This is a genomic window from Gemella massiliensis, from assembly GCF_900120125.1.
Taxonomy (GTDB): domain Bacteria; phylum Bacillota; class Bacilli; order Staphylococcales; family Gemellaceae; genus Gemella; species Gemella massiliensis.
In genome coordinates this window covers 1-26783 of record NZ_LT635546.1, presented here as the reverse complement: position 1 = coordinate 26783, position 26783 = coordinate 1, and the positions used below count along the sequence as shown (strand labels likewise).

23 protein-coding genes, 7 tRNA genes, 1 rRNA gene and 1 other annotated feature are annotated in these 26783 nt (G+C 30.7%); of the genes, 9 read left to right on the top strand and 22 right to left on the bottom strand.

Annotated features, from left to right (window positions below; translation table 11 throughout):
• Positions 1-284: 284 nt before the first annotated feature.
• Entirely contained in the window at positions 285-1160 is an 876-nt protein-coding gene (locus BQ7358_RS05100) for a YitT family protein (RefSeq protein WP_231723768.1), read from the bottom strand.
• 174 nt (positions 1161-1334) lie between these two features.
• Here BQ7358_RS05100 and cysS point away from each other — a divergent pair, with 174 nt between their 5' ends.
• From cysS to BQ7358_RS05075, 5 genes are read left to right on the top strand one after another with little or no spacing between them, the layout of a single operon-like run.
• Positions 1335-2732, top strand: a complete 1398-nt coding sequence (gene cysS / locus BQ7358_RS05095; protein WP_062174096.1) for a cysteine--tRNA ligase — start codon at positions 1335-1337, stop codon at positions 2730-2732.
• On the top strand, positions 2717-3148 hold the full coding sequence (locus tag BQ7358_RS05090) for a Mini-ribonuclease 3 (RefSeq protein WP_062174098.1): 432 nt from the start codon (positions 2717-2719) through the stop codon (positions 3146-3148). Before cysS ends, BQ7358_RS05090 begins: the two co-directional genes overlap by 16 nt.
• Positions 3132-3941 carry a 23S rRNA (guanosine(2251)-2'-O)-methyltransferase RlmB gene (gene rlmB, locus BQ7358_RS05085; protein ID WP_062174100.1) on the top strand — a complete coding sequence of 270 codons (810 nt, stop codon included), beginning with the start codon at positions 3132-3134 and terminating at the stop codon, positions 3939-3941. The genes BQ7358_RS05090 and rlmB overlap by 17 nt, the downstream gene beginning before the upstream one ends.
• Positions 3942-3952: 11 nt before the next feature.
• Positions 3953-4837, top strand: a complete 885-nt coding sequence (locus BQ7358_RS05080) for a YwqG family protein (protein WP_062174102.1) — start codon at positions 3953-3955, stop codon at positions 4835-4837.
• A gap of 33 nt (positions 4838-4870) precedes the next feature.
• On the top strand, positions 4871-5398 hold the full coding sequence (locus BQ7358_RS05075) for an NYN domain-containing protein (protein ID WP_062174105.1): 528 nt from the start codon (positions 4871-4873) through the stop codon (positions 5396-5398).
• Between the two features lie 298 nt (positions 5399-5696).
• On the opposite strand, the gene gorA is transcribed toward BQ7358_RS05075, so the two are convergent.
• Positions 5697-7049, bottom strand: coding sequence for a glutathione-disulfide reductase (gene gorA / locus BQ7358_RS05070; RefSeq protein WP_072520286.1), 1353 nt, complete (start codon positions 7047-7049; stop codon positions 5697-5699).
• A 447-nt stretch (positions 7050-7496) separates the two neighbouring features.
• Here gorA and BQ7358_RS05065 point away from each other — a divergent pair, with 447 nt between their 5' ends.
• Positions 7497-7823 carry a thioredoxin family protein gene (locus BQ7358_RS05065; RefSeq protein ID WP_062174109.1) on the top strand — a complete coding sequence of 109 codons (327 nt, stop codon included), beginning with the start codon at positions 7497-7499 and terminating at the stop codon, positions 7821-7823.
• Positions 7824-7974: 151 nt separating this feature from the next.
• Here BQ7358_RS05065 and dusB read toward each other — a convergent pair whose 3' ends face one another.
• The 10 genes from dusB to BQ7358_RS05015 form a co-directional block, all read right to left on the bottom strand.
• Complete coding sequence (gene dusB / locus BQ7358_RS05060; RefSeq protein WP_062174111.1) at positions 7975-8967, bottom strand: tRNA dihydrouridine synthase DusB; 993 nt, start codon at positions 8965-8967, stop codon at positions 7975-7977.
• Positions 8968-8982: 15 nt separating this feature from the next.
• The gene (gene folK, locus BQ7358_RS05055) at positions 8983-9453 is read right to left on the bottom strand and encodes a 2-amino-4-hydroxy-6-hydroxymethyldihydropteridine diphosphokinase (protein ID WP_072520285.1); all 471 of its coding nucleotides are present in this window, start codon (positions 9451-9453) and stop codon (positions 8983-8985) included.
• A complete protein-coding gene (folB, locus tag BQ7358_RS05050) occupies positions 9450-9833 on the bottom strand; it encodes a dihydroneopterin aldolase (RefSeq protein WP_062174115.1) in 384 nt (127 codons plus the stop codon). Before folB ends, folK begins: the two co-directional genes overlap by 4 nt.
• 155 nt (positions 9834-9988) lie before the next feature.
• Positions 9989-12160: a hypothetical protein gene (locus tag BQ7358_RS05045; RefSeq protein ID WP_072520284.1), complete on the bottom strand. Its 2172-nt coding sequence runs from the start codon at positions 12158-12160 to the stop codon at positions 9989-9991.
• Between the two features lie 524 nt (positions 12161-12684).
• Positions 12685-13335 carry an ABC-2 transporter permease gene (locus BQ7358_RS05040; protein WP_062174120.1) on the bottom strand — a complete coding sequence of 217 codons (651 nt, stop codon included), beginning with the start codon at positions 13333-13335 and terminating at the stop codon, positions 12685-12687.
• Positions 13335-14069, bottom strand: a complete 735-nt coding sequence (locus BQ7358_RS05035) for an ABC transporter ATP-binding protein (RefSeq protein WP_072520283.1) — start codon at positions 14067-14069, stop codon at positions 13335-13337. Before BQ7358_RS05035 ends, BQ7358_RS05040 begins: the two co-directional genes overlap by 1 nt.
• 1 nt (position 14070) lies before the next feature.
• Entirely contained in the window at positions 14071-14283 is a 213-nt protein-coding gene (locus BQ7358_RS05030; RefSeq protein ID WP_062174124.1) for an AbrB/MazE/SpoVT family DNA-binding domain-containing protein, read from the bottom strand.
• A 446-nt stretch (positions 14284-14729) separates the two neighbouring features.
• Complete coding sequence (gene ppdK, locus BQ7358_RS05025; protein ID WP_062174127.1) at positions 14730-17366, bottom strand: pyruvate, phosphate dikinase; 2637 nt, start codon at positions 17364-17366, stop codon at positions 14730-14732.
• Positions 17367-17402: 36 nt separating this feature from the next.
• On the bottom strand, positions 17403-18212 hold the full coding sequence (locus BQ7358_RS05020) for a pyruvate, water dikinase regulatory protein (RefSeq protein ID WP_062174129.1): 810 nt from the start codon (positions 18210-18212) through the stop codon (positions 17403-17405).
• A 1-nt stretch (position 18213) separates the two neighbouring features.
• The gene (locus BQ7358_RS05015) at positions 18214-18831 is read right to left on the bottom strand and encodes a helix-turn-helix transcriptional regulator (protein ID WP_021753345.1); all 618 of its coding nucleotides are present in this window, start codon (positions 18829-18831) and stop codon (positions 18214-18216) included.
• 272 nt (positions 18832-19103) lie between these two features.
• Here BQ7358_RS05015 and BQ7358_RS05010 point away from each other — a divergent pair, with 272 nt between their 5' ends.
• Together BQ7358_RS05010 and BQ7358_RS05005 are read left to right on the top strand one after the other, a co-directional pair.
• Positions 19104-19685, top strand: a complete 582-nt coding sequence (locus BQ7358_RS05010) for a hypothetical protein (protein WP_072520282.1) — start codon at positions 19104-19106, stop codon at positions 19683-19685.
• A 16-nt stretch (positions 19686-19701) separates the two neighbouring features.
• Complete coding sequence (locus BQ7358_RS05005; RefSeq protein WP_062174131.1) at positions 19702-19860, top strand: LPXTG cell wall anchor domain-containing protein; 159 nt, start codon at positions 19702-19704, stop codon at positions 19858-19860.
• A 186-nt stretch (positions 19861-20046) separates the two neighbouring features.
• On the opposite strand, the gene BQ7358_RS05000 is transcribed toward BQ7358_RS05005, so the two are convergent.
• Both BQ7358_RS05000 and BQ7358_RS04995 read right to left on the bottom strand, forming a co-directional pair.
• Positions 20047-20796, bottom strand: coding sequence for a YSIRK-type signal peptide-containing protein (locus BQ7358_RS05000; protein WP_072520281.1), 750 nt, complete (start codon positions 20794-20796; stop codon positions 20047-20049).
• A 406-nt stretch (positions 20797-21202) separates the two neighbouring features.
• Positions 21203-23848: a valine--tRNA ligase gene (locus BQ7358_RS04995; protein ID WP_174222377.1), complete on the bottom strand. Its 2646-nt coding sequence runs from the start codon at positions 23846-23848 to the stop codon at positions 21203-21205.
• Between the two features lie 60 nt (positions 23849-23908).
• Positions 23909-24126: a binding site (T-box leader), on the bottom strand.
• A 280-nt stretch (positions 24127-24406) separates the two neighbouring features.
• Between BQ7358_RS04995 and BQ7358_RS04990 the strand changes: the two genes are divergently transcribed.
• Positions 24407-25708, top strand: coding sequence for a cytidine deaminase (locus tag BQ7358_RS04990; RefSeq protein WP_062174139.1), 1302 nt, complete (start codon positions 24407-24409; stop codon positions 25706-25708).
• Between the two features lie 219 nt (positions 25709-25927).
• Here the strand turns inward: BQ7358_RS04990 and BQ7358_RS04985 are convergent.
• The 8 genes from BQ7358_RS04985 to rrf all read right to left on the bottom strand — a co-directional run bounded on the left by BQ7358_RS04985 (position 25928) and on the right by rrf (position 26699).
• Positions 25928-25999: transfer RNA gene (locus tag BQ7358_RS04985), tRNA-Glu, on the bottom strand.
• A gap of 45 nt (positions 26000-26044) precedes the next feature.
• Positions 26045-26117: transfer RNA gene (locus tag BQ7358_RS04980), tRNA-Lys, on the bottom strand.
• A gap of 1 nt (position 26118) precedes the next feature.
• Positions 26119-26194, bottom strand: a tRNA-Gln gene (locus BQ7358_RS04975).
• Positions 26195-26206: 12 nt separating this feature from the next.
• Positions 26207-26290, bottom strand: a tRNA-Tyr gene (locus BQ7358_RS04970).
• Positions 26291-26308: 18 nt separating this feature from the next.
• Positions 26309-26384, bottom strand: a tRNA-Val gene (locus BQ7358_RS04965).
• An 8-nt stretch (positions 26385-26392) separates the two neighbouring features.
• Positions 26393-26467, bottom strand: a tRNA-Glu gene (locus BQ7358_RS04960).
• A 4-nt stretch (positions 26468-26471) separates the two neighbouring features.
• Positions 26472-26548, bottom strand: a tRNA-Asn gene (locus BQ7358_RS04955).
• 36 nt (positions 26549-26584) lie between these two features.
• Positions 26585-26699: ribosomal RNA gene (gene rrf, locus BQ7358_RS04950) — 5S ribosomal RNA — on the bottom strand.
• Positions 26700-26783: the final 84 nt, after the last annotated feature.

Genomic DNA, 26783 nt, shown 5'->3' with positions numbered 1-26783 from the left:
ATTCCTCTTAACATACTTTTAATAAATTCCATAAATTGATTTATATTTCAAAAGTTTATTGATAATTTTCTCTAAATCCTTTTGTAAAAGTTTAATTCCATTTTTTATTATAAAACACCCCTAAAGTTAATTCTTTTCTTAATATAACTTTTGAGGTAATTTATATTTTTAGGTATTTCTTTCTAAAATAAGAATATTTATATTTATTATAATACATTTTTCATTATCTTAATCAAAACTTTATATTGGATACAAATTATAGTTTCCTTACACTAACTATATTTTTATAACCTATACGAATGTTCTTTGAAATTCCCCATAATTGTATTAACAGCCGTTACCGTAATAAAAGCATTCGGGCAATTTCGTGCTACTAATTTTTTCAGTTGATACATTTCATTTTGTTGTATAACGACTATAATCATACGTTTTTTCATATGACTATATCCCCCTTCAACATCAAGAACTGTTGAACCTCGATGTAATTGATAATTAATAATCTCTACCATTTTCTCCGGACAATCACAAATAATTGTACATTGAATATAAGCTGAAAATAACTTTTGAACACCTTTCATCGTTTGATTTCTTACAAAGCTCATCACCAAAGCATACATTACATATTTAATATCAAAGAAAATCCAAACTATTAAATAAATTGTAATATCTTGTATTAGAAAGACTGTCGGTAAGTTGACTTTTGTTTTTCTTGATAAAAACTTACCTGTTATATCCGTCCCTCCGGTTGAAGCACCACCGACTAATAAACAGCACATTGCAAGCCCTGAGATAATTCCACTAAATATTGCCGCTACCAAAGAATCTCCCAAGTAAACCGGTGTGATAAAATGAGGTAAATTATTTATTAAAAATGATGAAACGCTAATTACTAATCCTGTGAGTAAGATAAATCTTCTACTAATATATTTATACCCTATATAAAATAACGGTAAATTAAATAAAAATTGTGCCGTCCCTATTTTTATTCCTATTAATTTATTCAGAACTAAACTAAGTCCCAATGCACCTCCGGCACCAATGTTATTTGCCGGTATAAGTATCCCTGCATAAATTGAAAATAAAAATGTTCCCAGTATTAAAAGAAAAATATTTTTCAAACTCTTATGTTTATTTGTTTCATAAATTACATTCGACAACATCATAGTAACTATTCCTTATTTTTAATTTTTTAGCTTCTTTTATTGTAATACAAAATAAAAAAAAATCAAGAGATACGAAAATAGAAATTTACAATTTTAATTATTGTAATTTTGTGTTAAAATTTAAGTAATAAGTTTATAAAATTGTATTAATAGTAAATAAGGAGAGCAATAATGATTAAGCTGTACAACACTTTAACCAGACAAAAAGAAATGCTAAATACCATTGAAGAAGGGAAAATAAAAATGTATGTCTGTGGTCCTACGGTTTACAACTATATTCACATCGGTAACGCCCGCCCTATTATTGTTTTTGATGTTGTTAGAAAATATTTAGAACATAGTGGTTACACTGTTGACTTCATTTCTAACTTTACTGATGTTGATGACAAAATTATTAAAGCAAGCCATGAGGAAAATATTTCAACAACTGAACTAACCGATAAGTATATCAAAGCCTTTTTCAAAGATTACGACGCTTTAGGATGTAAACGTGCTACTAAAAATCCACGTGTAACTGAATACATGAATGAAATTATCACTTTTATTAAACAACTTGTTGATGAGGGATTTGCCTATGAATCAAAGGGAGATGTCTATTTTAGAACACGTAAAAAAGAAGATTATGGAAAATTGAGTAAACAATCTATTGATGACCTTATTAGCGGTGCTAGAATTGAAGTGGGTGAACACAAAGAAGATCCTCTTGATTTCGCATTATGGAAAAAAGCAAAGCCCGGAGAAATAAAATGGGAGAGCCCATTTGGTGAAGGACGCCCCGGTTGGCATATTGAATGTTCTGTTATGGCAAAAGAGACTTTAGGAGCTACCATTGATATTCATGCAGGAGGACAGGATTTAACTTTTCCTCATCACGAAAATGAAATCGCTCAATCTGAGTGCCATAATCATGCACCTTTCGCTAATTACTGGATGCATAATGCTTTTATTAATATAGACAATGTTAAAATGAGTAAATCACTTGGTAACTTCCGACTTGTTAAAGACATTATTTCCGAAATTGATCCGATGGTACTGCGTTTATTTATGTTGAGTGTTCACTATCGTACTCCAATTAACTACACAAATGAAAACATTGAGTTAGCCCGAATTAATTTTGAAAAATTAAGAACAGCTTATCATAACTTACAATTTAGACTAAACAATGAAATGTCTATTGAACAGCTGGATAATTCTGTTATAAATGCTATAAATCATGAACTTGAACAATTTGAAATATATATGCAAGACGATTTTAACACTGCAAATGCTCTATCATCGTGGTATGAAATTGTAAGAATTAGCAACTCTTATACTGCACAAGATAATGTCAATAAAGAAACGCTTGAACTTATAAATGCCGCTTTTGAAACTTATAGCAGCATTTTAGGTATTAATGTAAAAGAAAATAGCAACATCAACAGCGTTTATATTGAACAACTAATTGAACAGCGTGAACAGGCACGTAAAAACAAAGATTTTTCACTTGCGGATAAAATCCGTGATGATTTAAAAAAACAAGGAATTGTATTAGAAGATACAAAACAAGGAGTCAGATGGAAAAAGCAATAACATTTAAATTTACCGAAAAAAACTTTGATAATCCAAAACAAATGCAGGCACTTACCCTTGCTTATATCGGTGATAGTATTTATGATATTATAAGTCGGGAGTATATCATGAAATATCATCTTGGTAAAATAAATGATCTTCATCATACAGTGTCAACCATCGTTTCAGCTCGGGCACAAGCCGGATTTATGATATATTTATTAGAAGAAAATTTTTTAACGGAAGAAGAAAAAAAAATTTACAATCGTGCTAAAAATCAAAAAAATAACTCTAAAGCAAAAAATGCAAGCATTATGGAATATAAACTAGCCACCGGTTTAGAAGCTGTTTTTGGTTATTTGTATTTAGAAAAAAACTTTGAAAGATTGGAGGAGATGTTTAATCACATCATTAAATTTTATGAAAAAAAACAATAAACACTATAAAGAATTACGTCAAAAAAATAAATCTCAATACAAATTTCAAAACGATGACATTGAAATTGATAAAGAGGTAATAGCTGGACGTAATGCAATACTCGAAGCAATAAAATCGGGACGTGAAATTAATAAAATACTTTTTCAAGAAGGTATTGAAAAAGGACGTTTAAAATCTATTTTCACTATTGCAAATGAAAAAAAAATCATTTGTCAAGAAGTTCCAAAGCGTAAACTTGATAATTCAACTACCGAACGACATCAGGGAGTTATCGCTTACGTTGCACCATATAATTATTTTGAACTCGACGAAGTAATAAGCACTTTGGATATTGATAAAAATACTACATTACTAATCTTAGATCACATTGAAGACCCTCATAATCTCGGTGCAATTATTCGTTCCGCTGAAGCATGCGGTGTTAAGGCGGTTATTATTCCGAAACGTCGTGCTGCCGTCATTAGTCAAACAGCTGTTAAAGCCTCAGCCGGTGCTATTGAGTATATACCGGTAATACGTGTACCAAATCTAACCGATACAATTAAAAAACTTAAACAAGTCGGTTTTTGGATTGCAGGGACAACACTTTCAGAACGTTCTGAAAATTATACCAAAATTGCTAAAGATGTACCGCTAGCCATTGTTATTGGTAATGAGGGTACAGGTATAAGTAAGGTAATTGCTGATGAATGTGATTTCTTATACCATTTACCGATGCTTGGGAAAATACAAAGTCTTAATGCATCTGTTGCCGCCGGTATAGTGATGTATGAAAGAATAAAAGATAATTAGGAGGATAAACTATGATACTTTTTATTGATTACAACGATATAGACAATTTTTTAACAAAATTCAAAAAAACAACTGAAACTGAAGTTATTAAAATAAAACCTATTCCCAATACTCCAACAAAGATTACAAGCAGTAAGTTTGGCGGTGTTTTTTACCTACCAAAAAATGCAGAAATTCCCACTAATAATAAAGGTGAACAGTTAACATTTCTTGCCCAAATAAATTGTGAAGAATTACCGAAAAATAATATTTATCCAAAAAATGGTATTATGCAATTTTGGATTTACGGTGGAAGTCCTGATTTAGGTGCGGATTTTGAAGTTGACTATAACAACATTAATTCTAATACTAATAAACGGGTACTTTATTATCCGAATATTACAGAGCATTATAGCGAAGATGAAATAACTACATTATATCAACCAAAAAATTTTGAAGAAGAAACCGGAAATACTACGTTAACTCCACTGATGAAAGGTTCTCCTTTTGCATTATCATTTGAATTAGACAAACAATCTATGACACCGACAGATCACCACTTCGATGCTCATTTTGTTAAAGAATGGAACAAAAGATTTCCATCTTTTAAAATAGAGTTAGATTGGACAGGGTTATACGTATATGATGAAGAACTTTATGATTATATAGAAGAACAATTTAACGAAAATTTCTCTGCTGCTCAAATAGGCGGCTTCCCCTCATTTACTCAATGGGATCCACGTTTTAAAGATGAATTTAAAGATTATAATATTTTATTGCTTCAAATTAATTCATATAATAGTCCTGAATGTGAAATTATGTGGGGAGATTGTGGTATAGGTAATTTCTTTATTACCAAGAAACAATTAAAAAAACTGGATTTTTCTAAAATTCTTTATACTTGGGATTGCTATTAAACAACTTTATTATTTTAAGAAAGGAGAGATAACATGAAAAAACAATACTTATTTATTGATGGATATAATCTTCTTTTTCGCATGAAAGAATATGATTTAATAAAAAGTTCTACATTCCCTACTGAACGTGATATACTTATTGATATATTGAAAGAATATTCAAGTGGCAATAACTATATTGTTTACTGCATCTTTGACGCATATTTAACTCGTTCCAAAGAATATATTAAAGAAGAAGCACCAATTAATATCGTCTACACTAAAACCGGTGAAAAGGCGGATCAATGGATAGAACGTAAAACACGTGAACTTCGTATTGAGCATTTCGTTGATATTATTGTTGTTAGTGATGACCACGATGAACGTGATACAACGCTTGGTTACGGTGCAATATTACGTGATTGCCATCGTTTTATTAAAGACTTAAAAGAACGTAAGCAAAATGTTTCTCGCCTTTCTAAAAAACATAATAAAAACAAATTAAGAAATCGTCATATTCGTATGAGCGATAGAGACAGAAAAAAATTAGAAAATTTTCTTATTAATGGTGATAAACTGTAACAAAATCGAAAGTAAAATAAATCAAAATTTTAAAAAAATTGATTTTATAATTTTACTTTCGATTTTTAAATTAAATTTTATATTTAGCTCTCCGGTTTTAAATAAATTATTAGTTTTTATTTGTTAAGTTGAATTTATTATATTCCTTTATTCATACTGTTAATAATCTAATATTAGTATTATTTTCATATTCTCAATATAATTTCAGAAAAAATATTTCTTTTAACAAATAAACACTCTACTCCCGGTTTTTAAACTTAAAAAAGCCAAAATTCAGTTACATTATGCTTTTCCTATATTATCTCATAGTTACAAATTCTTCTGAACCTGTTGGATGAATTGCGACTGTATCATCAAAATCTTTTTTTGTCGCTCCCATTTTTATAGCTACAGCAAAGCCTTGAATCATTTCATCAACACCAAAACCGATACCATGCAGACCGACAATTTTTTCTTCTGCACCAACTGTTACAAGTTTCATTGTACTTGGTTGACGATTATTCGTAACTGCTGAATACATTGGTGTAAATGATGATTTATATACTTTAACATTTTGTTTACCAAATTCTTTTAATGCTTTTTCTTCTGTATAACCTATTGCGGCGATTGGAGGATGCGAAAAGATAACCGTTGCTACATTGTTATAATCTAAATATTCATTTACTTTACCGTTAAATAGTCGCTCTGACAAACGTCGACCCGCCGCTACCGCTACCGGAGTAAGTGCAAGGCGTCCGGTTACATCACCTACTGCATAAATTCCTTCAACATTCGTATTTTGATATTTATCTGTTTCAATAAAACCACGTTCATTTAACCCAACTCCAGCCGCTTCTAAATTTAAGCCTTGTGTTAACGGACTTCTTCCAATAGCCCACACCAGTAAGTCTACTGTTGTTTGTCTATCATCTTCTAATATTAATGTTAAACTATTATCGGAATTTTTCACTACTTTTTTCGGTATAGCATGAGTATGCAGAGTTGGTCCCTCTTTTTCCATAACTTTTACCAATGTATCAACTATATCTTTATCAAATGTTCTCAGCGGTGAATGCTTTCTCACAAATAAGTGTGTGTTAACGCCTAGACCATTAAATACACCGGCTAATTCTACAGCAATATATCCTGCACCGACCACAGCGATACGTTTCGGTAATTGTTTCAATGCAAATACTTCATTCGAAGTTATTCCATATTCCGCACCCTCAATATTAGGAATAGTCGGTTTCCCTCCTGTTGCAATTAGAATATGATTAGCTGAATATTGTTCACCGTTCACTTCTACAGTATTTTTGTTTATAAATTTAGCAGATCCTTTAATTACGTCCACATTATTATTGCTTAATCCACGTTCATAAGAACCATGTATTCTATCAATATAAGCACTGCGGCTATCTACTAATTTTTCAAAATTAAATTCTAAATTATCAAATGTAAAACCGTAATCTGCTGCGTATAATTTTAGACTTTCTGATATTTGAGAAGCGTGCCACATCACTTTTTTAGGTACGCAACCGACGTTAACACATGTCCCTCCCAATTCGCCTCGTTCAATTAACAAAGTTTTTTTCCCATACATTGCAGCACGATTAATTGAAGCAATTCCTCCACTTCCGCCACCGATTGCAATATAATCATAGTGTTTTACCATATATTTTCCCCTTGTAAAAATTTCAATATATTATTTTACAAACATTGCTATTAGACTTGTTGCTGTTTTTAGTGGTGGAATACTGGCTTCACCTGAGATTATAAGCTCAGGTGAACCTTAAGAAATCCACTGCGTAGCAGTTAGTTCTTAAGGTTGCCACACCACTATAGAATCAGCAACAAATAATATTTTGTATATAAATATATAATATTTTTTACACTCTTTCTTATAAAATTAATACTTAATGCTTTCTGTAAGTATATTATGCACTATTGAAATATTTTTTTCAATAGAAGTGCTTAGGGGAAAAATCATAATTCTTCAAAGTATTTTTTCAAAATAGTGGTTTCTATCTATTTTCTACTATCATTTAGCTAAATCATTTTACGTGATAATGTTATTACTTAATAGTATAATCTTAATTATATAATACTGCGAGGTGATATGATGTTTGACTATATAGAATATTTAAAAACTATTGAAGAATTTAAGACAGCTAAAGAAAATAACGAAAAAGTAGTTTTTGTTTTTTCTGCAAATTGGTGTCCGGATTGCCTAATATTGGATAAATTTTTTGAAGAAACTATAAATAAATTTCCTGATATAAAATTTATCTACATTGATAGAGATAAATTCCCGGAAATTATTCAAACACTGAATATTTTTGGAATTCCATCATTTGTCGCTTATAAAAATAATAAAGAAGTTGCTAGATTTGTTTCAAAAATAGCAAAAACTCAAAATGAAGTTGAAAACTTCTTATTAAAAATTTAACTTTTTCCATAAACAAAATCTACATAATAAATCGTTTTGCTTTCTGCTGACAAAAAGTAACTTACAGAATTTATGTCACAATGCCAAAATCTAAAAAAAAAAAAAAGAGTTATCTCGATTTAACTTTAAATTCCGATAACTCTTTTTAGTTTTATACTGATATTTTATTTTTATTGTCTATATAATCAAGAAATTTTTCAAATAATTGCTCCATCTCTTCATATGTGTTAAGATGGTTAAGTTCTTTTTTTACCTTTGTTCCACCTTTAATACCTTTCATATAATAAGAGGCATGTTTTCTCATTTCATGTACTGCCACTTTTTCCGGTTTAATTTCCATAAGTCTTCTTAGATGTAGTAAACAAACATCTATTTTTTCTCGTGGGGTTGGCTCAGGTGTTAATTCTCCCGTTTCTAAATACTTCACCGTTCTATAAAGCATCCATGGATTACCCAATGCTGCTCGTCCTATCATCACTGCATCACAACCCGTTTCATCAAGCATTTTTTTTGCAAGTTCCGGACTTGTTACATCTCCATTACCGATAACAGGAACTGTTAATTCTTTTTTCACATCACGAATAACATCCCAATTTGCTTTCCCGCTATACATTTGTACCTTTGTTCTCCCATGAATTGCTATTGAAGAAGCTCCGGCACGTTCTGCATTTTTTGCATTATCCATCACATAGATATGCTCATCGTCCCAACCCATACGCATTTTTACCGTTACGGGTTTTTCCACTGCATCTACTATTCGTGAAATCACTTCATAAACTTTAGCAGGATTTAATAATAATTTACTTCCTGCATCCGACTTTGTTATCTTCGGAACAGGACAACCCATATTTATATCAATAATATCGGCTTGAGTATTTTTATCAACATATTTTGCAGCTTCTACCATACTATCTATATCTCCGCCGAAAATTTGAAGGCTAAGCGGATGTTCTCGTGGATCAATATGTAACATATTCATTGTTTTTTGATTATTAAATAAAATTGCTTTATCACTCACCATCTCAGCACATACTAATCCGGCACCAAACTCTTTTGCTGTTAATCTGAATGCCGCATTACATACCCCTGCCATTGGAGCAAGTACCACTCTGTTCGGTATTTCTACTTCTCTTATTTTAAACATCAGTTATCCTTTCACTTACAATTTTTTATACACCTTAATCTGACTATCAAGTTTATCTAAAGAATTTTTTACACTCTTATTATTTATTAATATATCACCGCATATTTCTAAAATTGGTAACAAAACAAAGTTTCTCTCGTGTAAATACTTATGTGGAACTATTAACTTTTCATCATTAAAAACTTTTCCATTAAATTCTATAATATCTATGTCTATCGTTCTATCGCCCCAATGTTCTTTTCTCACTCTGCCAAGATTGTGTTCTATTTGTTGAATATTTTCAAGCAACTTATATGCTGATTTTTTATATTCAACAACGATACACATATTTAAAAAATTATTAGTAGCAACGCCACCCCATGCAGAAGTTTCATAAATGCTGCTACTTTTTTTAATTTTTATACCGATTTTTTTCATTTTTTCTAATGCCGAAATTAAATACTGTTCTCTCGGCTCCAAATTTGTACCCAACGCTAAAATTATCATAATAAATTATCAAACTCCACACGTGTTATAGTTAACTTAGTACCACATTTATCAAAAGAATACTTTAATGGAGCGTTAGGTTTATTTATTTCTAATTTGATCGCTGTAACTTCAGAAAATTTATTAAAAATATTTTTAACAATTTCTCCTGTCAATCGTTCCAATAAATTAAATGTATTTTCTGTTGCTGTCTTTATCACTATATCCGCTATACTTGCATAACTTATACTATCATTCATATCATCACTGAATAACGCCTTAGTATAATTTACATCACATTCAACATCAAAAATAAATTTTTGTCCCAATTTATTTTCTTCATTAAATAAACCGTGATAAGCAAATACTTCTAAATTTTTTATAAATAATTTTGACTGCATATAACACTCCTTAAAACTTCATTACATAACTACAAAATTTTACCATATTTTCAATTTTTTCTCTATTAAAGTGAATTCTCATTTTCTATCAAATCTTTAAAATAAATATTTTAGAACAAAACACTAGATAAATTCCTATAGCATTATCTAGTGTGTTATCTTAAGTAGTAAAGCGGTCCTAATATTCTTCTAATATTTTCTGTAGATTCCAATTCAAGAATTAGTGCTTCATCTATACTTTTTATTTTAGAACTTGTTATTATATCATCTACCGTTTTTGAAAACAGACTAAATTCAAATATCGGAGTAATTTTCAAATCGGAGGTTGGGACAATATTATACAATTCTTTTTCGGCAATTTTTTCTCCGGCAAAAATTTCCTTATAACCACTTTCTGTACTAATTTTAACATTTTTATTTGCTGTAAAATAGGATAAATTATAATGGCTTTTAGGTAATACCAAGATTTTGTTATCTTTTGTTGCCATCCCTATACTATCAAATTCATCTACTTTTAAAATATTTTGATTTGCTTTTGATAATTCTACTGAACCGGTTTGAGTTTTTAAAAATTCTATATTGAATATTTTCCTATAAATTGCTGTAAATTCAAGATTTTTCCCTTTTTCAGCTATTACAGCTCCCAGTTCATTAGTCTGCAATAATTTATTTTTAGACACTTGAATTTTATTTGAATTTTCATCTAATACAGTATAATCTCTATTGGCTTGCCAACCTAAAAATTCTCGTTCAGTTTCTCCTGTTGCTGTTGGAAGATTAACTGCACTGTCTATTCGAGAATTATAAAGAACTTCTTGCCCGTCTGATAAGAATTTATCAATTCCTTTTCCGATAAATTTCACATTAACCCATTCTTCTTCTATTTTTTTAAAGTAGATCTCTAAAACAATATCTTTATCAATATATGAAGATTCGTCGACTACTTTTTTATTTATTCTAAATACTACTTTATAACCGGAATTCGGTTTTACCTTTTCTCTTAATTTCTTTAAAAGATCTCCTATTTTTTTTGTTTGACTCCATTTAATATCCGCATCTTTTATATCATCCGACACTTTTCCAAAACGTTTATTATAATCATCTTGTCTTACACTTACTATATTAGTATTTTCCTCATAATTAGCCTTTATAACTATACTTTCATCAACAGTTTCATCAGCTAATGATGTAATATCTTTTATTTTTTCACCATTTTTTTTATATAAACTATAGCTTACAATATGATACTTTTCCTTATAAAAAAAGCTATTATTTATTTTTTCCAACTTTTCTCCGGTAACTAAGTTTTGTTCTTTAGTGCTTTTTCCGTTATCTAATATCAACTTAGTATTAAATTTTGCTTTTATAGTAATATTATTCGTTATTTCATCGTCATTGGAAGTATTGACTTCTTTGTCATCTAAATAATAACCGCGAAAAGTATAATTACCATTTTTCTCAAAATTATTTTTTAAATTATTGTTTTTAAAAAACTCTGATAACGGTGTATTTTTCTTAGCAGAATATTCTTTGTTTTCATTTTTATACTCTGTTGGAAATTCTACTTTTACGTTTCTCCAATTATCCTTATTTTTCACCAAATTTATCACTATCTTCTCAGCATTATAAGGAATAGTCAAAATATTACCGTTCAAAAGAGTTTCTTTGTCATCTACTACTACCTTAGCATTGTTGTAAGTATAATATTTGTCCGTTCTATAGTGCTGTTGCAATTCATAAGGATTTATCTGTATCTCATCTTTGGTTGGTAGATTTATTAAAGTTATATTTTTATTTTTTACAGTTTTTTCATCTTCCATAACGGCTAAATGTATAGTTTTTTTTGTATAGTAATAATCACTTGATTTAGAATACTTTACTTCTCCAATATTTCCATTATTATCAATATTAAAACTCATTACTTTAAGAAAAAATTTTGTATTCGGCTTTAATTTATTTAGTAAATTGTGATCTTTTATTTTTCCGGTTCCAGTTTTATTGATTGCTATTCTAAATAATTCCGTTGGATTTTTCTCATCACCTGATGAATAAAAAATTAGATAATTGTACGAATTTTTATTATAATCTAATAACTCTGCTGTATAGTCTAACTCATCTGTTATTTGTGTTGTTATATTAGTATTTATTTTAGGAGGAGAATATTTCAAAGTTTTTTGAAATATATCAGTATCAAAAATATTTTTTTTCAGCATAGTATCTAAAACACTGGTATTATAATCTGTATAAAAATCAGCATGCACTGTTTCACTATTTATACTTGCAAATCCTAAACATACCAAACAAGGTAATATTAACTTATACTTCATTATTCTCCTCCTTTCATAATTATGGACAACTACTATTATATTACCTAAAAAATTTCACGTCAATTATTATACAGAAAAATATTAAAATCTAGTTAAATGCGATTTAGATTTGTTAAATTAACAACTACTTCGTATATGTAAAACGACATTAATTATAAGAAAATTAAGAACTATTGTTATTATTAATAAAAACGGCATTCTCTCTATTTATGCGCCTTGGTGTCTTGATTATGTTATTTATGAAAATAAAAAAATACAGAAGATATTTTTGTATAGATAGCGGTGTGTCACACTCTTAAATAATCATCGTGTAAAATCGGTTTGTAATATATTTTATTCACGGGAATTCTCATAACAAACAGAGCCAACAATATAAGATTTTATATCTTACATTATTAGCTCTGTTTCTTTGTGTTCGGTTCTTTAATTCAATATCTTTTCTCAACTTTATTAAAATTTTACTTTTGTATATAGAACATGGCAACCATACTATCACGTTCTATCACTACCTTCAACATCTTAACTTACAAATCAATTTCTTCAAAATCCTTTATAGCTTTCTGATATGAAAACCATGTACACAATATAAATGTAATGACACCAATTACAAATATGACAACTTGAGGTATACTTAAATTTGAAGGTTCATTCAAACTTTCTAAACCGGGGATATGATGTAACACTTCCCCTATGACTACTACAATAAAACTAACTATACAGAATATTATAAAAGGTTTCCAAATTTTGTAAGCTGTCTTAAAAAAGCCTGCGAGAAAAATACTGTTAAATATTGCAAATATAATTATTACATATCCAAGATAAGCAACATTTGCATTCATCAATTCTTTTATAGCATAAGGAGCAACGTTACTTGAAACTTTCATCCTAATAATCGTTAGTAGTGTGCATAGGACAAAAGCTATAAATTCGATAAATAAAACAAATAGATATTTAGCTGTAACCACATCTTGTTTCTTAACCGGTAACATTACCGTATATGTAATATCATCGTATTCTCGAATCTGCTGGTAAGTATGAAAAATACCAAGACAGATAAAAAATGTACCAACAAGAATAGGGTATCTTGGAATCATTGTCATAGCTGAAAAAACGATAAACCAATAACTCAAAGGATTTGCTGCCAGCTTTATTTCTTTATAAAAAAGTTTTTTCATCACAAATTCACCTCTTCTCTTTCAATATGTGCCATAATATCTTCAAGTGTCGGTGTACCACCTATTTCCTCGGTATAATGACGAATAAATTCTTCTTTCTTCGTTGATAAAAGTAATTCTCCGTTTTTAATATAGGTAATAGTATTCGCACATTTTTCTAAATCACTAGTGATATGAGTAGAAAATAAAATTGCTACACCTTTAGCGGCAAGCTTTCGAAAAATTTCATTCATTTCATCTCTGGATACCGGATCAAGCCCGCTTGTAGGCTCATCCAAAATCAAAAGTTTAGCATGATGAGAAAGAGCCAAAGTAAGGTAAAATTTCACTTTCATACCCTCAGAAAGTTCCATAATCTTCTTATTTTCGTCAAGCTTAAATGCGGTAAGATAATGACGATACGCCTCATCATCCCAATTATCATAGAAAATACAAGTAATGGCTACAATATCTTTTAATTTTTTCCTTTTATAATAATCTATTCCACCTACTGCATAACCGATCTGTTGTTTAATTTCATCCTCATTATCCAGATAGTCCATTCCAAGAATACGAACGCTACCTGCATTAGGATGTACAAGATTTAAAATAGACTTAAGTGCTGTTGTCTTCCCCGCGCCATTTCTACCTATAAATCCCATAACCTCACCAGCTTCAATACGAAAACTGGTAGGTTTTAATTCAAAAGCTGAATAAATTTTTGTAAGTCCATTTACTTCCAAAATATATTCCATATCATTCACCCTCTTTCTCTTCAAAAGCTGCTTCCATCAAATGTGCAAACGCTCCTTTTGGTGGTATAGCAATACCTCGTTTTTCATCGCCAAGAAGTAAAATTGTATCACCGGGTTTTATATCAAATACTTCCCGTGCCTGTTTAGGTATTACTATCTGACCTTTTTCTCCAACTGTAGCTATCCAAGCATGTTTTCCCTTTGGTGCTTTCATGATAATTAATCTCCTTTTTTGGTATGATTTGTATAACTTGTATGATTTATATAACTTATTATACTATGTAATCTCAAAAAATACAAGCACCGATGTTATAACATAAAACTCGCTACCGTTACACCCAATACGAATAAATCTAATTCTATTTTTTAGTTTTATAAGTAGAAAAATTAAGATTTCTATTCACATTATAAGTCAATAGAAAAGAAATTTTTAAGTTTGAAAACTATTTATTAATCCTTCTATTTCCATAATTGGGTTGTTCTTGAAAAAAGGGGTGTATAATAAAAAATAGTAGCGTAGCAGTCATTAAAACTACTACACTATCCTAAGTTTAACTTTTTGAGGTCAGATGCAACACATTTGACACAGAACCTTATTATACAGCCAATAAAGAAACTCCCAACTTTTTAATTGAGAGTTTCTTTACCGTCATTCAATCATTATTTTGTTGTTGCACTTTCTTCTGCACCAATAGCAGCTTTAGCAGCCGCTATACGCGCAATAATTACACGATAAGGTGAGCAAGATACATAACCAAGCCCAATTTTTGAACATAGTAAAATTGATTTTTCATCTCCACCGTGTTCACCACAAATACCAAGTTTGATATTAGGTTTAGTTTGTCTTGCTTTGTTTACTGCAATTTCCATTAATTGTAGAACTCCGCTTTCATCTAAGTGAACGAACGGATCAGATTCTAAGATATTTTTCTTTTTATAAATATCTATAAATTTCTCGGCGTCATCACGAGAATATCCAAATGTTAATTGAGTTAGGTCATTTGTACCAAAACTGAAGAAATCTGCATGTTTTGCAACTTTATCTGCAATTAAACAAGCACGTGGTATTTCAATCATTGTTCCAACTTTGTAATTGAAATCTGTACCATATAAATGAATTTCTTTTTCCACTAACTCAACAATTTTTTCACGTAAATCAGAAATTTCTTTTTCTAATCCTACTAACGGAATCATAATTTCAACCGTTACTTCATGACCGTCTTTTCTTGCTCTAATTGCTGCTGCACTAATTGCTTTTGCTTGCATTAAGTATATTTCCGGATATGTCATACCTAAACGACAACCACGGTGACCCATCATCGGGTTAAATTCTGCAATACTTTTTATTTTTGCATTCAGTTGTGCTACTGTTACCCCAATTTCTTCGGCAATAACTTCTATTGTTTTATCATCTTTTGGTAAAAATTCATGTAGCGGTGGATCTAATAAACGAATATTTACTGATTTTCCGTCTGCTGCTTTAAATATTTTGTAAAAATCTTCACTTTGAATTGGTTGAAGACGATCCAAGAATTTCACACGTTCTTGTGTATCGGCAGCAAGAATCATTTTTCTTACTAAACTAATACGATCTTCTTCAAAGAACATATGTTCGGTTCTACATAATCCAACCCCTTCAGCTCCGAAATCAAAAGCAACTTTTGCATCTGTTTCATTATCAGCATTAGCAAATACACGCATTTCTCGAATTTCATCTGCCCAACTTAATAATTTTTTGAAACGTTCACTGAATTGTGCTTCTACTTTTTCTACTTCGCCTGAATATACTTTACCGCTACTTCCGTCTACCGAAATTACATCACCTTCATTCAACACTTCATCTGATACTCGTAGTGTTTTATCCTTATAATCTATAATCATATTTTGGCAACCGCAGACACAACATTTACCCATACCACGAGCTACTACCGCAGCATGTGATGTCATACCTCCACGTAATGTAACGATAGCTTGAGAACTTACCATTCCCTCAATATCTTCCGGTGATGTTTCTTCTCTTACCAATATTACCGGATATTTTTTCGCAGCTTCAACAGCTTCTTCCGCTGAAAAATAAATATGTCCTGTAGCAGCACCGGGTGAAGCTGCTAATCCTTGCGTTAATTGTTTTGCATTTTTTAAAGATTTTTCTTCAAATGTTGCATGTAATAATTTATTTACTTCATCAGAACCTATTCGTAAAATAGCCTCTTCTTTGGTAATAACGCCTTCTTCTACCAATGAAACAGCAACTTCTACTACAGCGTTCGGTGTTCTTTTAGCATTACGTGTTTGTAAAATATAAAGTTTTCCATCCTCAATAGTAAACTCAATATCTTGCATATCTTTGTAATGTTTTTCTAATTTTTTAGAAATATCTACAAACTCCTTATATAAATTCGGCATATCTTCTTCAAGAACACTTATATTTTTCGGTGTTCTAATACCTGCAACAACATCTTCACCTTGAGCATTAATTAAATATTCACCAAATAATTCATCTTCTCCGGTTACCGGATTTCTACTAAATGATACCCCAGTACCACAATTTTCTCCCATGTTACCAAATACCATAGCTTGAATATTAACCGCTGTTCCCAATTTATCGCTAATACTGTGTAAACGTCTGTACACTTTAGCACGGTTGTTATTCCATGATTTAAATACCGCTTCAACCGCAAGCATTAGTTGTTCTTTTACACTCATCGGAAATTCTTTTCCGGTTTCCTTTTTGTAAATAGCTTTAAACTCTTCTACTACTTTGAACAAATCTTTTTCATTCATATCGCTATCTTGTTCATAACCATTTTCTTGTTTTACACGTGTTAACACTTCTTCAAATTTATACTTTTCTACACCCATTACCACGTCAGAAAACATTTGAATAAAGCGACGATAGCTGTCGTATGCAAAACGATAATTATTATTTTTCTTAGCTAATACTATAGTTGTTTCATCATTTAAACCAAGGTTCAAAATTGTATCCATCATACCCGGCATTGAATAAACTGCTCCACTTCTTACTGATACTAATAGCGGATTTTCAAGGCTTCCTAACTTTTTGCCGATTTCTTTTTCCAGTATTTCTAATTGCTCATTAATTTGTTTTAAAATTTCAGGTTTAATACGTTCCCCATTTTCATAATAGCTATTACAACTTTCCGTAGTAATAGTGAACCCCGGCGGTACATTAATTCCAAGAGATTTCATCTCTGCAAGGTTTGCACCTTTTCCTCCTAATAAAGAACGCATATCTTTATTACCTTCGCTAAAATTATATACATATTTTTTTGTCATGGTCTTCCCCCCCATATTTTTGTTTAAACTTACTTTTTATATTTCTAATCCGCGTTCTCTCATTATATTAATAACAAGCTCCGCGGTCTCCTCTATTGCCTTGTTTTGAACATCAATAACAGGGCAACCCATTTTCTCCATTATATTCATTGCGTATTCCAATTCTTCAAAAATTTGAACTTCATCGGTATAATCTGTTCCATGATCTACACCTAACGCTTTTAAACGTTCTCCCCGCAATTTATTTAACTGTTCTACAGAATTTGTTAAACCAATAATTTTTCTTTTAACCTCGTATAATTGTTCCGGTAAAATTAAATCCTGAACAATAGGTACGTTCATTACCTTAATGTTTCTATTAGCTAAATATAAACTAAGTGGTGTCTTAGATGTTCTTGATACGCCAAGAATAATTATATCCGCTTCTTTTAATCCGTTAATATCTTTTCCATCATCATACTTAACGGCAAATTCCAACGCATCTACACGTTTAAAGTATTCTGCTCCCATTTTTCTTATTAACCCCGGATTATTTTCCGGTTTAACTTTTAATTTTTCTTCAAAAATATTTAATATATCAGTTAGTAAATCAATAACTACTATCCCTTTAATTTTAGCTAATTCTTTTACATAACTTGCCAGTTCTTTATCTACCAATGTTTGAACAATAATATCATCTTTTTCTATATTAGCTAAAATTGATTCAATTTTGTCTTTTGTTCCCACATTGGAGTTTTTTAAAATTTTATAACTAACATCAGAATAAGAAAACTGAACTAACGCTGCATCTACAACATCTTTAGCAGTATTTCCTATAGAATCCGATATAATATGCACAGTTAACATACTACCCCTCCAATATCTCCAATAATATTTTTATTAATGTAGTTTTAGAAATTTTTCCCACGATAATTCTGCCGCCTGATTCTTCCCTTACTACCGGCAAACAGTCAATTTCGTGTAAAATAATCTTTCTAAGTGCATCACTTACCAAATCATCTTCGTGAATATAAACAACATTAGGCACCCTTGTCATAGCAAGTGCTATAGGTAATTTATCAGCCTCTGCATTACGTGATAATTTAAGCATATCTTTTCGTGATGTTACACCAACTAAATGATTATCTTCATCAACAATAAAAATAGTTCCTACATCATAAATAAATAATTTTGATAATACATCTGAGTAACTAGCTGTGCTTCTGGCAGTTATAGCAATTCCCATTACTTCTTTTATTAACTTACTTTTAAATTCCTCCCTTTTTTCTCCCGGTGAAAAGTCGTAATTGTAGTAATAACCAACATTAGGTTTAGCTTCCAATACTTCTAACATTCCCAGTACGGCTAAATCATTTCTTAATGTTGATTTCCCCAAAGATAGCTTTTCAGCAATCTCATCACTAGTAATCGGTTCAAAACTTTTCACTATTTCTATTATCGCCTTTTGTCTATCTGTAAGTTTCATTGTTCCTCCTTTATTTATATTACATTAACAATTATACAATATATTACATATTAATTCAATAAAAAAATAAAATTAATATGTAATAATAATTCTTTAATGTGTTTCTTTCTAGTTTTTTTCTATAAAAACACGTTTAATTCAATGTTATAATGTTATACTAATATCTAGTTTTTTCTATCACAAAATATATATAATTTTATTTTCTTTTAAAGCTGTGTATGATATAATTAGTAGGGTAACGTATTGAAAAATTTATAGAAAGGACTTATTCTATGTCAAAATTATCTAAACTTTTTGTTATTGGAACCGGTATTGCGGTAGCAAATTATTATACAAAAAATCCTAATAAAATAGAAGAGCATGCTGAATTTATTAAGAAAAAATCTAAAGATTATTATGGTTATACTAAGTGTATGATTAGCTATACTAAAAAAAATGGTATCGAAGATGCAACTAAATATATGTATAATGATTTTAAAAACGTTATAAATAAAACTAAGAATAATCTGGAAAAAAGGTATAATAACGCCGTTGAGTATGGAAAAGAATTATCTGAGAATGTTTCTCAAATTAAAGAACAAGCATGTGACATAAAAGAATATTCAAAAGAATTGAAGGAAAACGTTGCTGTTGCAAAAGAAATCAGCGAAAAAACACAACCTGCATTAGATTCTTATAAAAAACATATGCAAACAACTCTAAATTCTATTAAGGATCAAGTAGAAAATATTAAACAAACGGTAACAGATTCTCAAACACAGGAAAAAATAGAGGCATTTAAAAAGAATGCGATTGAAACATTAGAAAATGTTAAAGAACAAGTACAAACAGATGTACTACATAATAATAAATAAATAAGAGGTATATTATATGAAACTATTATCTACTAGCACCCTACCACAAACAGGTGAAATAGTTAAAAATTACGGAGTTTATATTGGTATTGTAATCATTATTCTTGTTATAATTTTTCTCATTTGGAGAAAAATTAAAGACAACAATAACAACGATGAAAACAAGCAAGATTAGTTTCTTGCTTGTTTCTTTTTTGGGCTTTCCTTTTAGGTCAACCCCTTTCTATTTTACTTAACAGCTACCTTTTTGTTATTTTGGTACGCTTCAACGGCATTATCTATTTTCGTTTCTGCTTCTTTTTTTATTTTTAAAATTTCATCTTTCTTAGCTGCTTTATCTATTCCATCAAAAGCTTGTAATCTAATTTTTTTTCAATTTTTCCACTAAATTATTATAATCCGCTTCAAAAGATTCTTCACCTGTTAAAAGGTTTTGTTTATGTACTTCTCCTAATGTTTCTAATTTCTTATTAGCGTAATCATTTAATTCTTTTTCTACATAGAATTTAAATGGTACAACTGGTTTAGATAATTCTTTTATAACCTCATATCGCACTTTATTGATTTGTGCATCAGTTGTTAATGAAGAAAGTTTTTCTATTGTTTCTTTTTCAATTTTTTCTAAATTTTCTAATGCGTTTGTTTTCTCTTCTTCTGTTAGAGATTTCATTTTGTTTATTTTTTCTTTTTGGTATTTAATTTCTTCCATTAATCCTTTTGCGAAGTTTTTAACTTTATCATTTTTAAAACTCTTTAAAGATTCTAATCTTGATTCTTCATGGAAGTTGTTACTTAATTCTAACAATTTATCAAAAATATCTTCCTTATCAATTTTTTTTCTGTATTCTTCTTTTCTCTTTTCGCTTAAATTCATTTTATTTAATTCATCTTTTAATGCATCTCTTTGTTTTTTTAATTCTTCACCTGTTAATTTCTTGCTACTTGGTTTTTCGCTATTAGACTGTACTTTAGATTGAGTTGTTGCTGTACCGGCAGTGTCCGCTGCATGTGCTTCAACTGCGCTTCCTCCTATTGCTACTCCCAGTCCGACTAAAACAGAAGCTACTCCTATTTTATATTTTCTTATAGAAAATTTTTCTTTATTTTTCATTTTATATTCCTCGTTTTCTTAAATTTTATATTAGGGTATACCAACCCTAGAACATTGTTTATAATAACATATAATTTAATATTTTTCAATATAAATATACTTAAAATTTAGTTTTTTATTGTTTTTTTAATATTGTTAATAGTGAAAAAATAGTTGTTATTTCCTTATTTAACAGCATATTTGTGTTTATTTAATTTTATGTAAACTTAAAATTTTTATAAGTTTATTAAATAAATACAATCAATAATTATCTTGTATTAGGGTGAATAATTATTCACTTTTTATTTAATTTCAAACCTCTATATAAATATATTTTTTAAAATTAAAATTTAAGGAATTTTATATATTCCATGTAAATACAAAAAAAGAAATGAGTTTATAAACCCACTTCTTTATTAATCATTTATTATAAATTATCCAAAGACTCAAGACGCTCTTTTACACTATCATACTGCTCTTGATATAATACTTGTTTTTCTTTTTCTTTTGCTACTACCGTTTCCGGAGCAGAACCGACAAATTTTTCATTTGACAGCTTTTTATTAACACGCTCTAATTCTTTAGCTAATTTTTCCAATTCTTTGTTTAGACGTTTTTTTTCTTTATCAATATCAATTAAATCACTTAGTGATACATAAATTTCGGCACCTGATAAAATTCTGCTAATATCCGTTTCACTTACAGCTATATCTCTTTCCACAATAAGCTCACTAGGACGAGCAAATTTTTCCAGATAAGCACTTCCATTTAATAATATGTCTTTTACACTATCTTGAGTGTATTTTATTTTAATCGGAATTTCTCGTGACATCGGAGCATTTACTTCACTACGAATATTACGTACAGCAATTATAACTTCTTGAATAAATTGCATATTTTCAGTTTCTCGCTCGAATACCAGTTCCGGGTTAACTTCAACAAATTCTGATGTTACTATACTATCGCCGATATGGGGAATATGTTGCCAAATTTCTTCCGTTACAAACGGCATAAATGGGTGTAACATTTTTAATGACGCATCAAGTACATGAACTAATACTGATTTAGTTGTTTTTTTAGCTTCTTCATCTTCTCCATTTAATGAAATTTTTGCAATTTCGATGTACCATGAACAAAATTCTTCCCACACAAAATTATAAAGAATACGTGACGCTTCTCCAAACTCATAACGTTCAAACAACCGTTCAAAATCTTCTATTGTTTTCGCTAATTTAGTTAAGATATATTTGTCAGCTAATGTTTTTTCTCCACGCAAATCAATATCTTCGTATTTGAAATCTTCCAAGTTCATAATAACAAAACGAGAGGCATTCCAAATTTTATTGATATAATTCCAACTTGCTTCTATTTTTTCTGTTGAATAGCGAAGATCTTGCCCCGGCGTTGAATTAGTAGCTAAGAAGTAACGCAAACTATCAGCTCCGTACTCTGCTATAACCTCCATAGGGTCTACCCCATTGCCAAGTGATTTACTCATCTTACGACCTTGTTCATCCCGAACTAAACCATGAATTAAACAATCTTCAAACGGACGTACTCCGGTAAACTCTAAACCTTGAAATACCATACGTGCCACCCAGAAGAATATAATATCATATCCGGTTACTAAACAACTATTTGGATAATAACGTTTAAAATCTTCACTCTCCAAATCAGGCCAGCCTAATGTAGAAAATGGGAATAATGCTGATGAATACCATGTATCAAGTACATCTTCATCTTGAACATAATTTTCAATATCTTTTGGGGGATTAACATCAACATATATCTCACCGGTTTTTTTATGATACCATGCCGGAATACGATGCCCCCACCATAATTGACGAGAAATACACCAATCCTGAATATTTTCCATCCAAGTATTCAACGTATGAGCAAAACGAGGTGGATAAAAATTTACTTTTTCTTTATCATTTTTTTGATTTTTCAACACTTTTTCAGCTAATGGTTTCATATCAACAAACCATTGTTTTGACAGATAAGGTTCTACTACTGCACCGCTACGTTCAGAATGTCCAACAGAGTGTAGATGTTTTTCTATTTTGAAACATACACCGGTTTCTTTTAGATCCGCAACTAATGCTTTACGACATTCAAAGCGATCCATTCCAGCATATTTATCAGCATACTCATTCATTACAGCACCTTCGTCCATAACGATAATTCTTTCCAAATTATGACGTTCTCCTACTTCAAAATCATTAGGATCATGTGCCGGAGTAATTTTTACAACCCCACTTCCAAAATCTTTTTCTACATATTTGTCGGCAATTATAGGAATTTCCTTATTTATTACCGGTAATAATACTGTTTTTCCAATATATTTTTTATATCTCTCATCTTCCGGATGAACCGCAACCGCCACATCTCCAAACAATGTTTCCGGGCGTGTTGTTGCTACTTCTAAATATTCTCCGCTATTATCCGCTAAAAAATATTTCAAGTGATAAAATGCACCTTCCACATCTTTATGAATTACCTCAATGTTTGATAATGCTGTACGTTGTATAGGATCCCAATTGATAATTTTTTCACCACGATAAATAGTCCCATTATTATAATGATCAACAAAAATTTTTGTAACAGCTTTGTTTAATCCCTCGTCAAGAGTAAATCTTTCTCTTGTATAGTCAAGACCTAGTCCCAGTTTTGCCCACTGTTCACGGATATACCCCGCATATTCTTCTTTCCATTCCCAAGCACGCTCTAAAAATTTTTCTCTCCCTAAATCATAACGTGAAATTCCTTCTTCGCGTATTTTTGCTTCTACTTTCGCCTGAGTTGAAATACCGGCATGATCCATTCCCGGCAAATACAATACATCATACCCTTTTAGACGTTTAAAACGTGTTAACATATCCTGCAATGTTGTATCCCATGCGTGACCAATATGTAACTTACCTGTTACATTTGGTGGCGGAATAACAATTGTATAAGGATTTTTCTTACTTTTGTTATCTGCTTTAAATACTTCTTTTTCTAACCACCAACTGTAGCGATTATTCTCTACTTCTGTTGGATTATATTTTGTTGACATTTCAGTCATATCTATATCCTCCTATACTGTTGTTTCAATTCTACTTAGGTAAAAAAAATAACCCTCTTCCTTAATGACAAGGACGAAAGTTTCCGTGGTACCACCTTTATTCTAAATAATTTAGCACTTATTAAAGATTAACGCTCTTTCCACGTTTAAAGCTACCTACCATTCACTTTAAATGCTCACCGTCTACTTCAAAGTCTTGCCTAGGAGAAATCTCTCAACCACTGATCTCTTTTCTGTATCCTACGGTACGCAAGAACTTTTACTTATCGGCTCATCGCATATATTTTATAATTAAAATACGTTCCTTATAATACCATATTTGAAATAATAATTCAAGCAATATAGAAGTAATTATTTTAATTTTTTATAAATTTTTTGATAGTATATTATAAAATGAAATTAACTACTTAATAAAATGGAAAATTATAATTGAGCATTTATTATTATTTTACCTATACAATTTTAAAATTTATCTTTATTTTAAACTAATTATTATGTTATAATCATAATACACTATTACGAAAGGAATAAAGATCAAAAATAATAGTCTTTATGATTTGATATATGATAAAATTAATAGCCTGTGATATGGACGGAACTTTATTAAATTCTGAACATATCATTCCTAAAAAAAATGTTGAACTTATAAAAATTGCTCAGCAAAATAATATAAAATTTGTTGTTGCAACCGGCAGACCATATTATGAAGCACTACCGGCACTAAAATTAGAAAACATAAAATGCGATATAATAAGTTTTAACGGGGGTATAATTTATGATAGCAAAGGAGATATATTAGATATTATTCCTATCTCACTAAAAGATTTATACTATACTGTTGAAATTTTCAAAACTTTAGATATAAAATACCAATTATATACAAAAAACACAGTATTCACAGAAAATTTAGAAACTGATATTCAAGCTTATGTTGACCTTATTCGTGCGAACGGTCAGGAACCAAATATTGAACATTTGCGTAAAGATGCTTTCAAACGTGTCGAAAACGGTTATCTTACAGAAGTGAAAAATATAGAATTCTATTTTAATCAACCAAGTAATCCTCCTATAAAGGTAATTGGATTAGATGCCAATCCGGAAAAATTAAAAAAAGCACAGCAACTTTTAGCAGCCAATGAAAATCTTGCAGTAACTTCATCCGGAATCAATAATTTGGAAATTATGGATAAAAATGCCACCAAAGGTAAGGCACTAAGAAAAATTTCCGATAAATACAATATCTCACTAAAAGATATAATTTCAATAGGAGATAATTTAAATGATCTTTCTATGTTAGAAATATCAAATATCAGTGTTGCTATGATAAATGGTATGGACAAGTTAAAAAATATTTCCACCTATATTACTACCAAAGATAATACTGAAGCAGGTGTCGCAGAAACAATTTTTCCCATACTGGAAAAGGAGAATAATATATTAAATGAGGATAATATAAATAAATTATTAATGAAAGAGGCAATAAGAGCTGCCGACTACGCTTATGTTCCATATTCCAACTTTAGAGTCGGTGCTGCAATATTGGCAGATAATGGTGTTATTTATACCGGTTGTAATATAGAAAATGCCAGTTACTCACCAACCAACTGTGCTGAAAGAACAGCAATATTTAAAGCTGTCAGTGAAGGTGTGCGTAATTTTAAAAAAATTGCTATTGTAGGCGGTAAAAAAGGCGACAACTTAAATCCTTACTGCCCGCCATGCGGTGTTTGTCGCCAAGTGATTGCAGAATTTGCAGAAAAAGACTTCAAAATGTTGCTAGGTGATTCTCCGGATAACTACACTGTTTATAATTTTTTTGAAGAAGTATTACCACTTAGTTTTACATCAAAAGATTTAAAACAATAATATTTAACTATTCAAATACATTTAACAATGTATTACCCAAAAATATACTAATGTACTGAACCTAAAAAATTAGATATAAAAAATCTTACTTTTAGGATCAGTACATTTTTTCTCCTGCTCCATGTTTTACACATAACTGATTTGAAATTCACAATTTTTCCCATCATTCCTACATTTCATTTTGTAGAAAAAAAGATGTAGCAAATGCTACATCTTAAATGACCCGTACGGGACTCGAACCCGTGTTACCGCCGTGAAAGGGCGGTGTCTTAACCGCTTGACCAACGGGCCAAAAATATAAAAAGGCTAATGCTAATTGATTAGCCTTTTATTTAATGAGCCATGAAGGACTCGAACCTTCGACCCTTTGATTAAAAGTCAAATGCTCTACCAACTGAGCTAATGGCTCATGGCTGGGATACCTGGATTCGAACCAGGGGAATGACGGAGTCAAAGTCCGTTGCCTTACCGCTTGGCTATATCCCAATAATAAATGAATGGTGGGGAGAAGTGGATTCGAACCACTGAACCCTAAGGAACGGATTTACAGTCCGTCGCGTTTAGCCTCTTCGCTATCTCCCCTATTTATGACAAAATAAATGGTGGAGGTTAACGGGATCGAACCGCTGACCCCTTGCTTGTAAGGCAAGTGCTCTCCCAGCTGAGCTAAACCTCCTCCAAAAATGGTGACCCGTACGGGACTCGAACCCGTGTTACCGCCGTGAAAGGGCGGTGTCTTAACCGCTTGACCAACGGGCCAAAATGGCTCCACAGGCAGGACTCGAACCTGCGACCCTCTGATTAACAGTCAGATGCTACTACCAACTGAGCTACTGTGGAATAATAAGCCTAAAGCATTTGCTAAAGACTTCAAAAGCCTGGCAACGATCTAGCCTCGCAGGGCGTAAACCCAACTACTCTCGACGCTAAAGAGCTTAACTTCTGTGTTCGGTATGGGTACAGGTGTGTCCTCTTTGCTATCGCCACCAGACGAAAACTTTATACTCATATTATATCAATTCCTCTCCTTTTGTCAACTTCTTTACTTCTCTGCTTCTACTCTCTGATTAAGTCC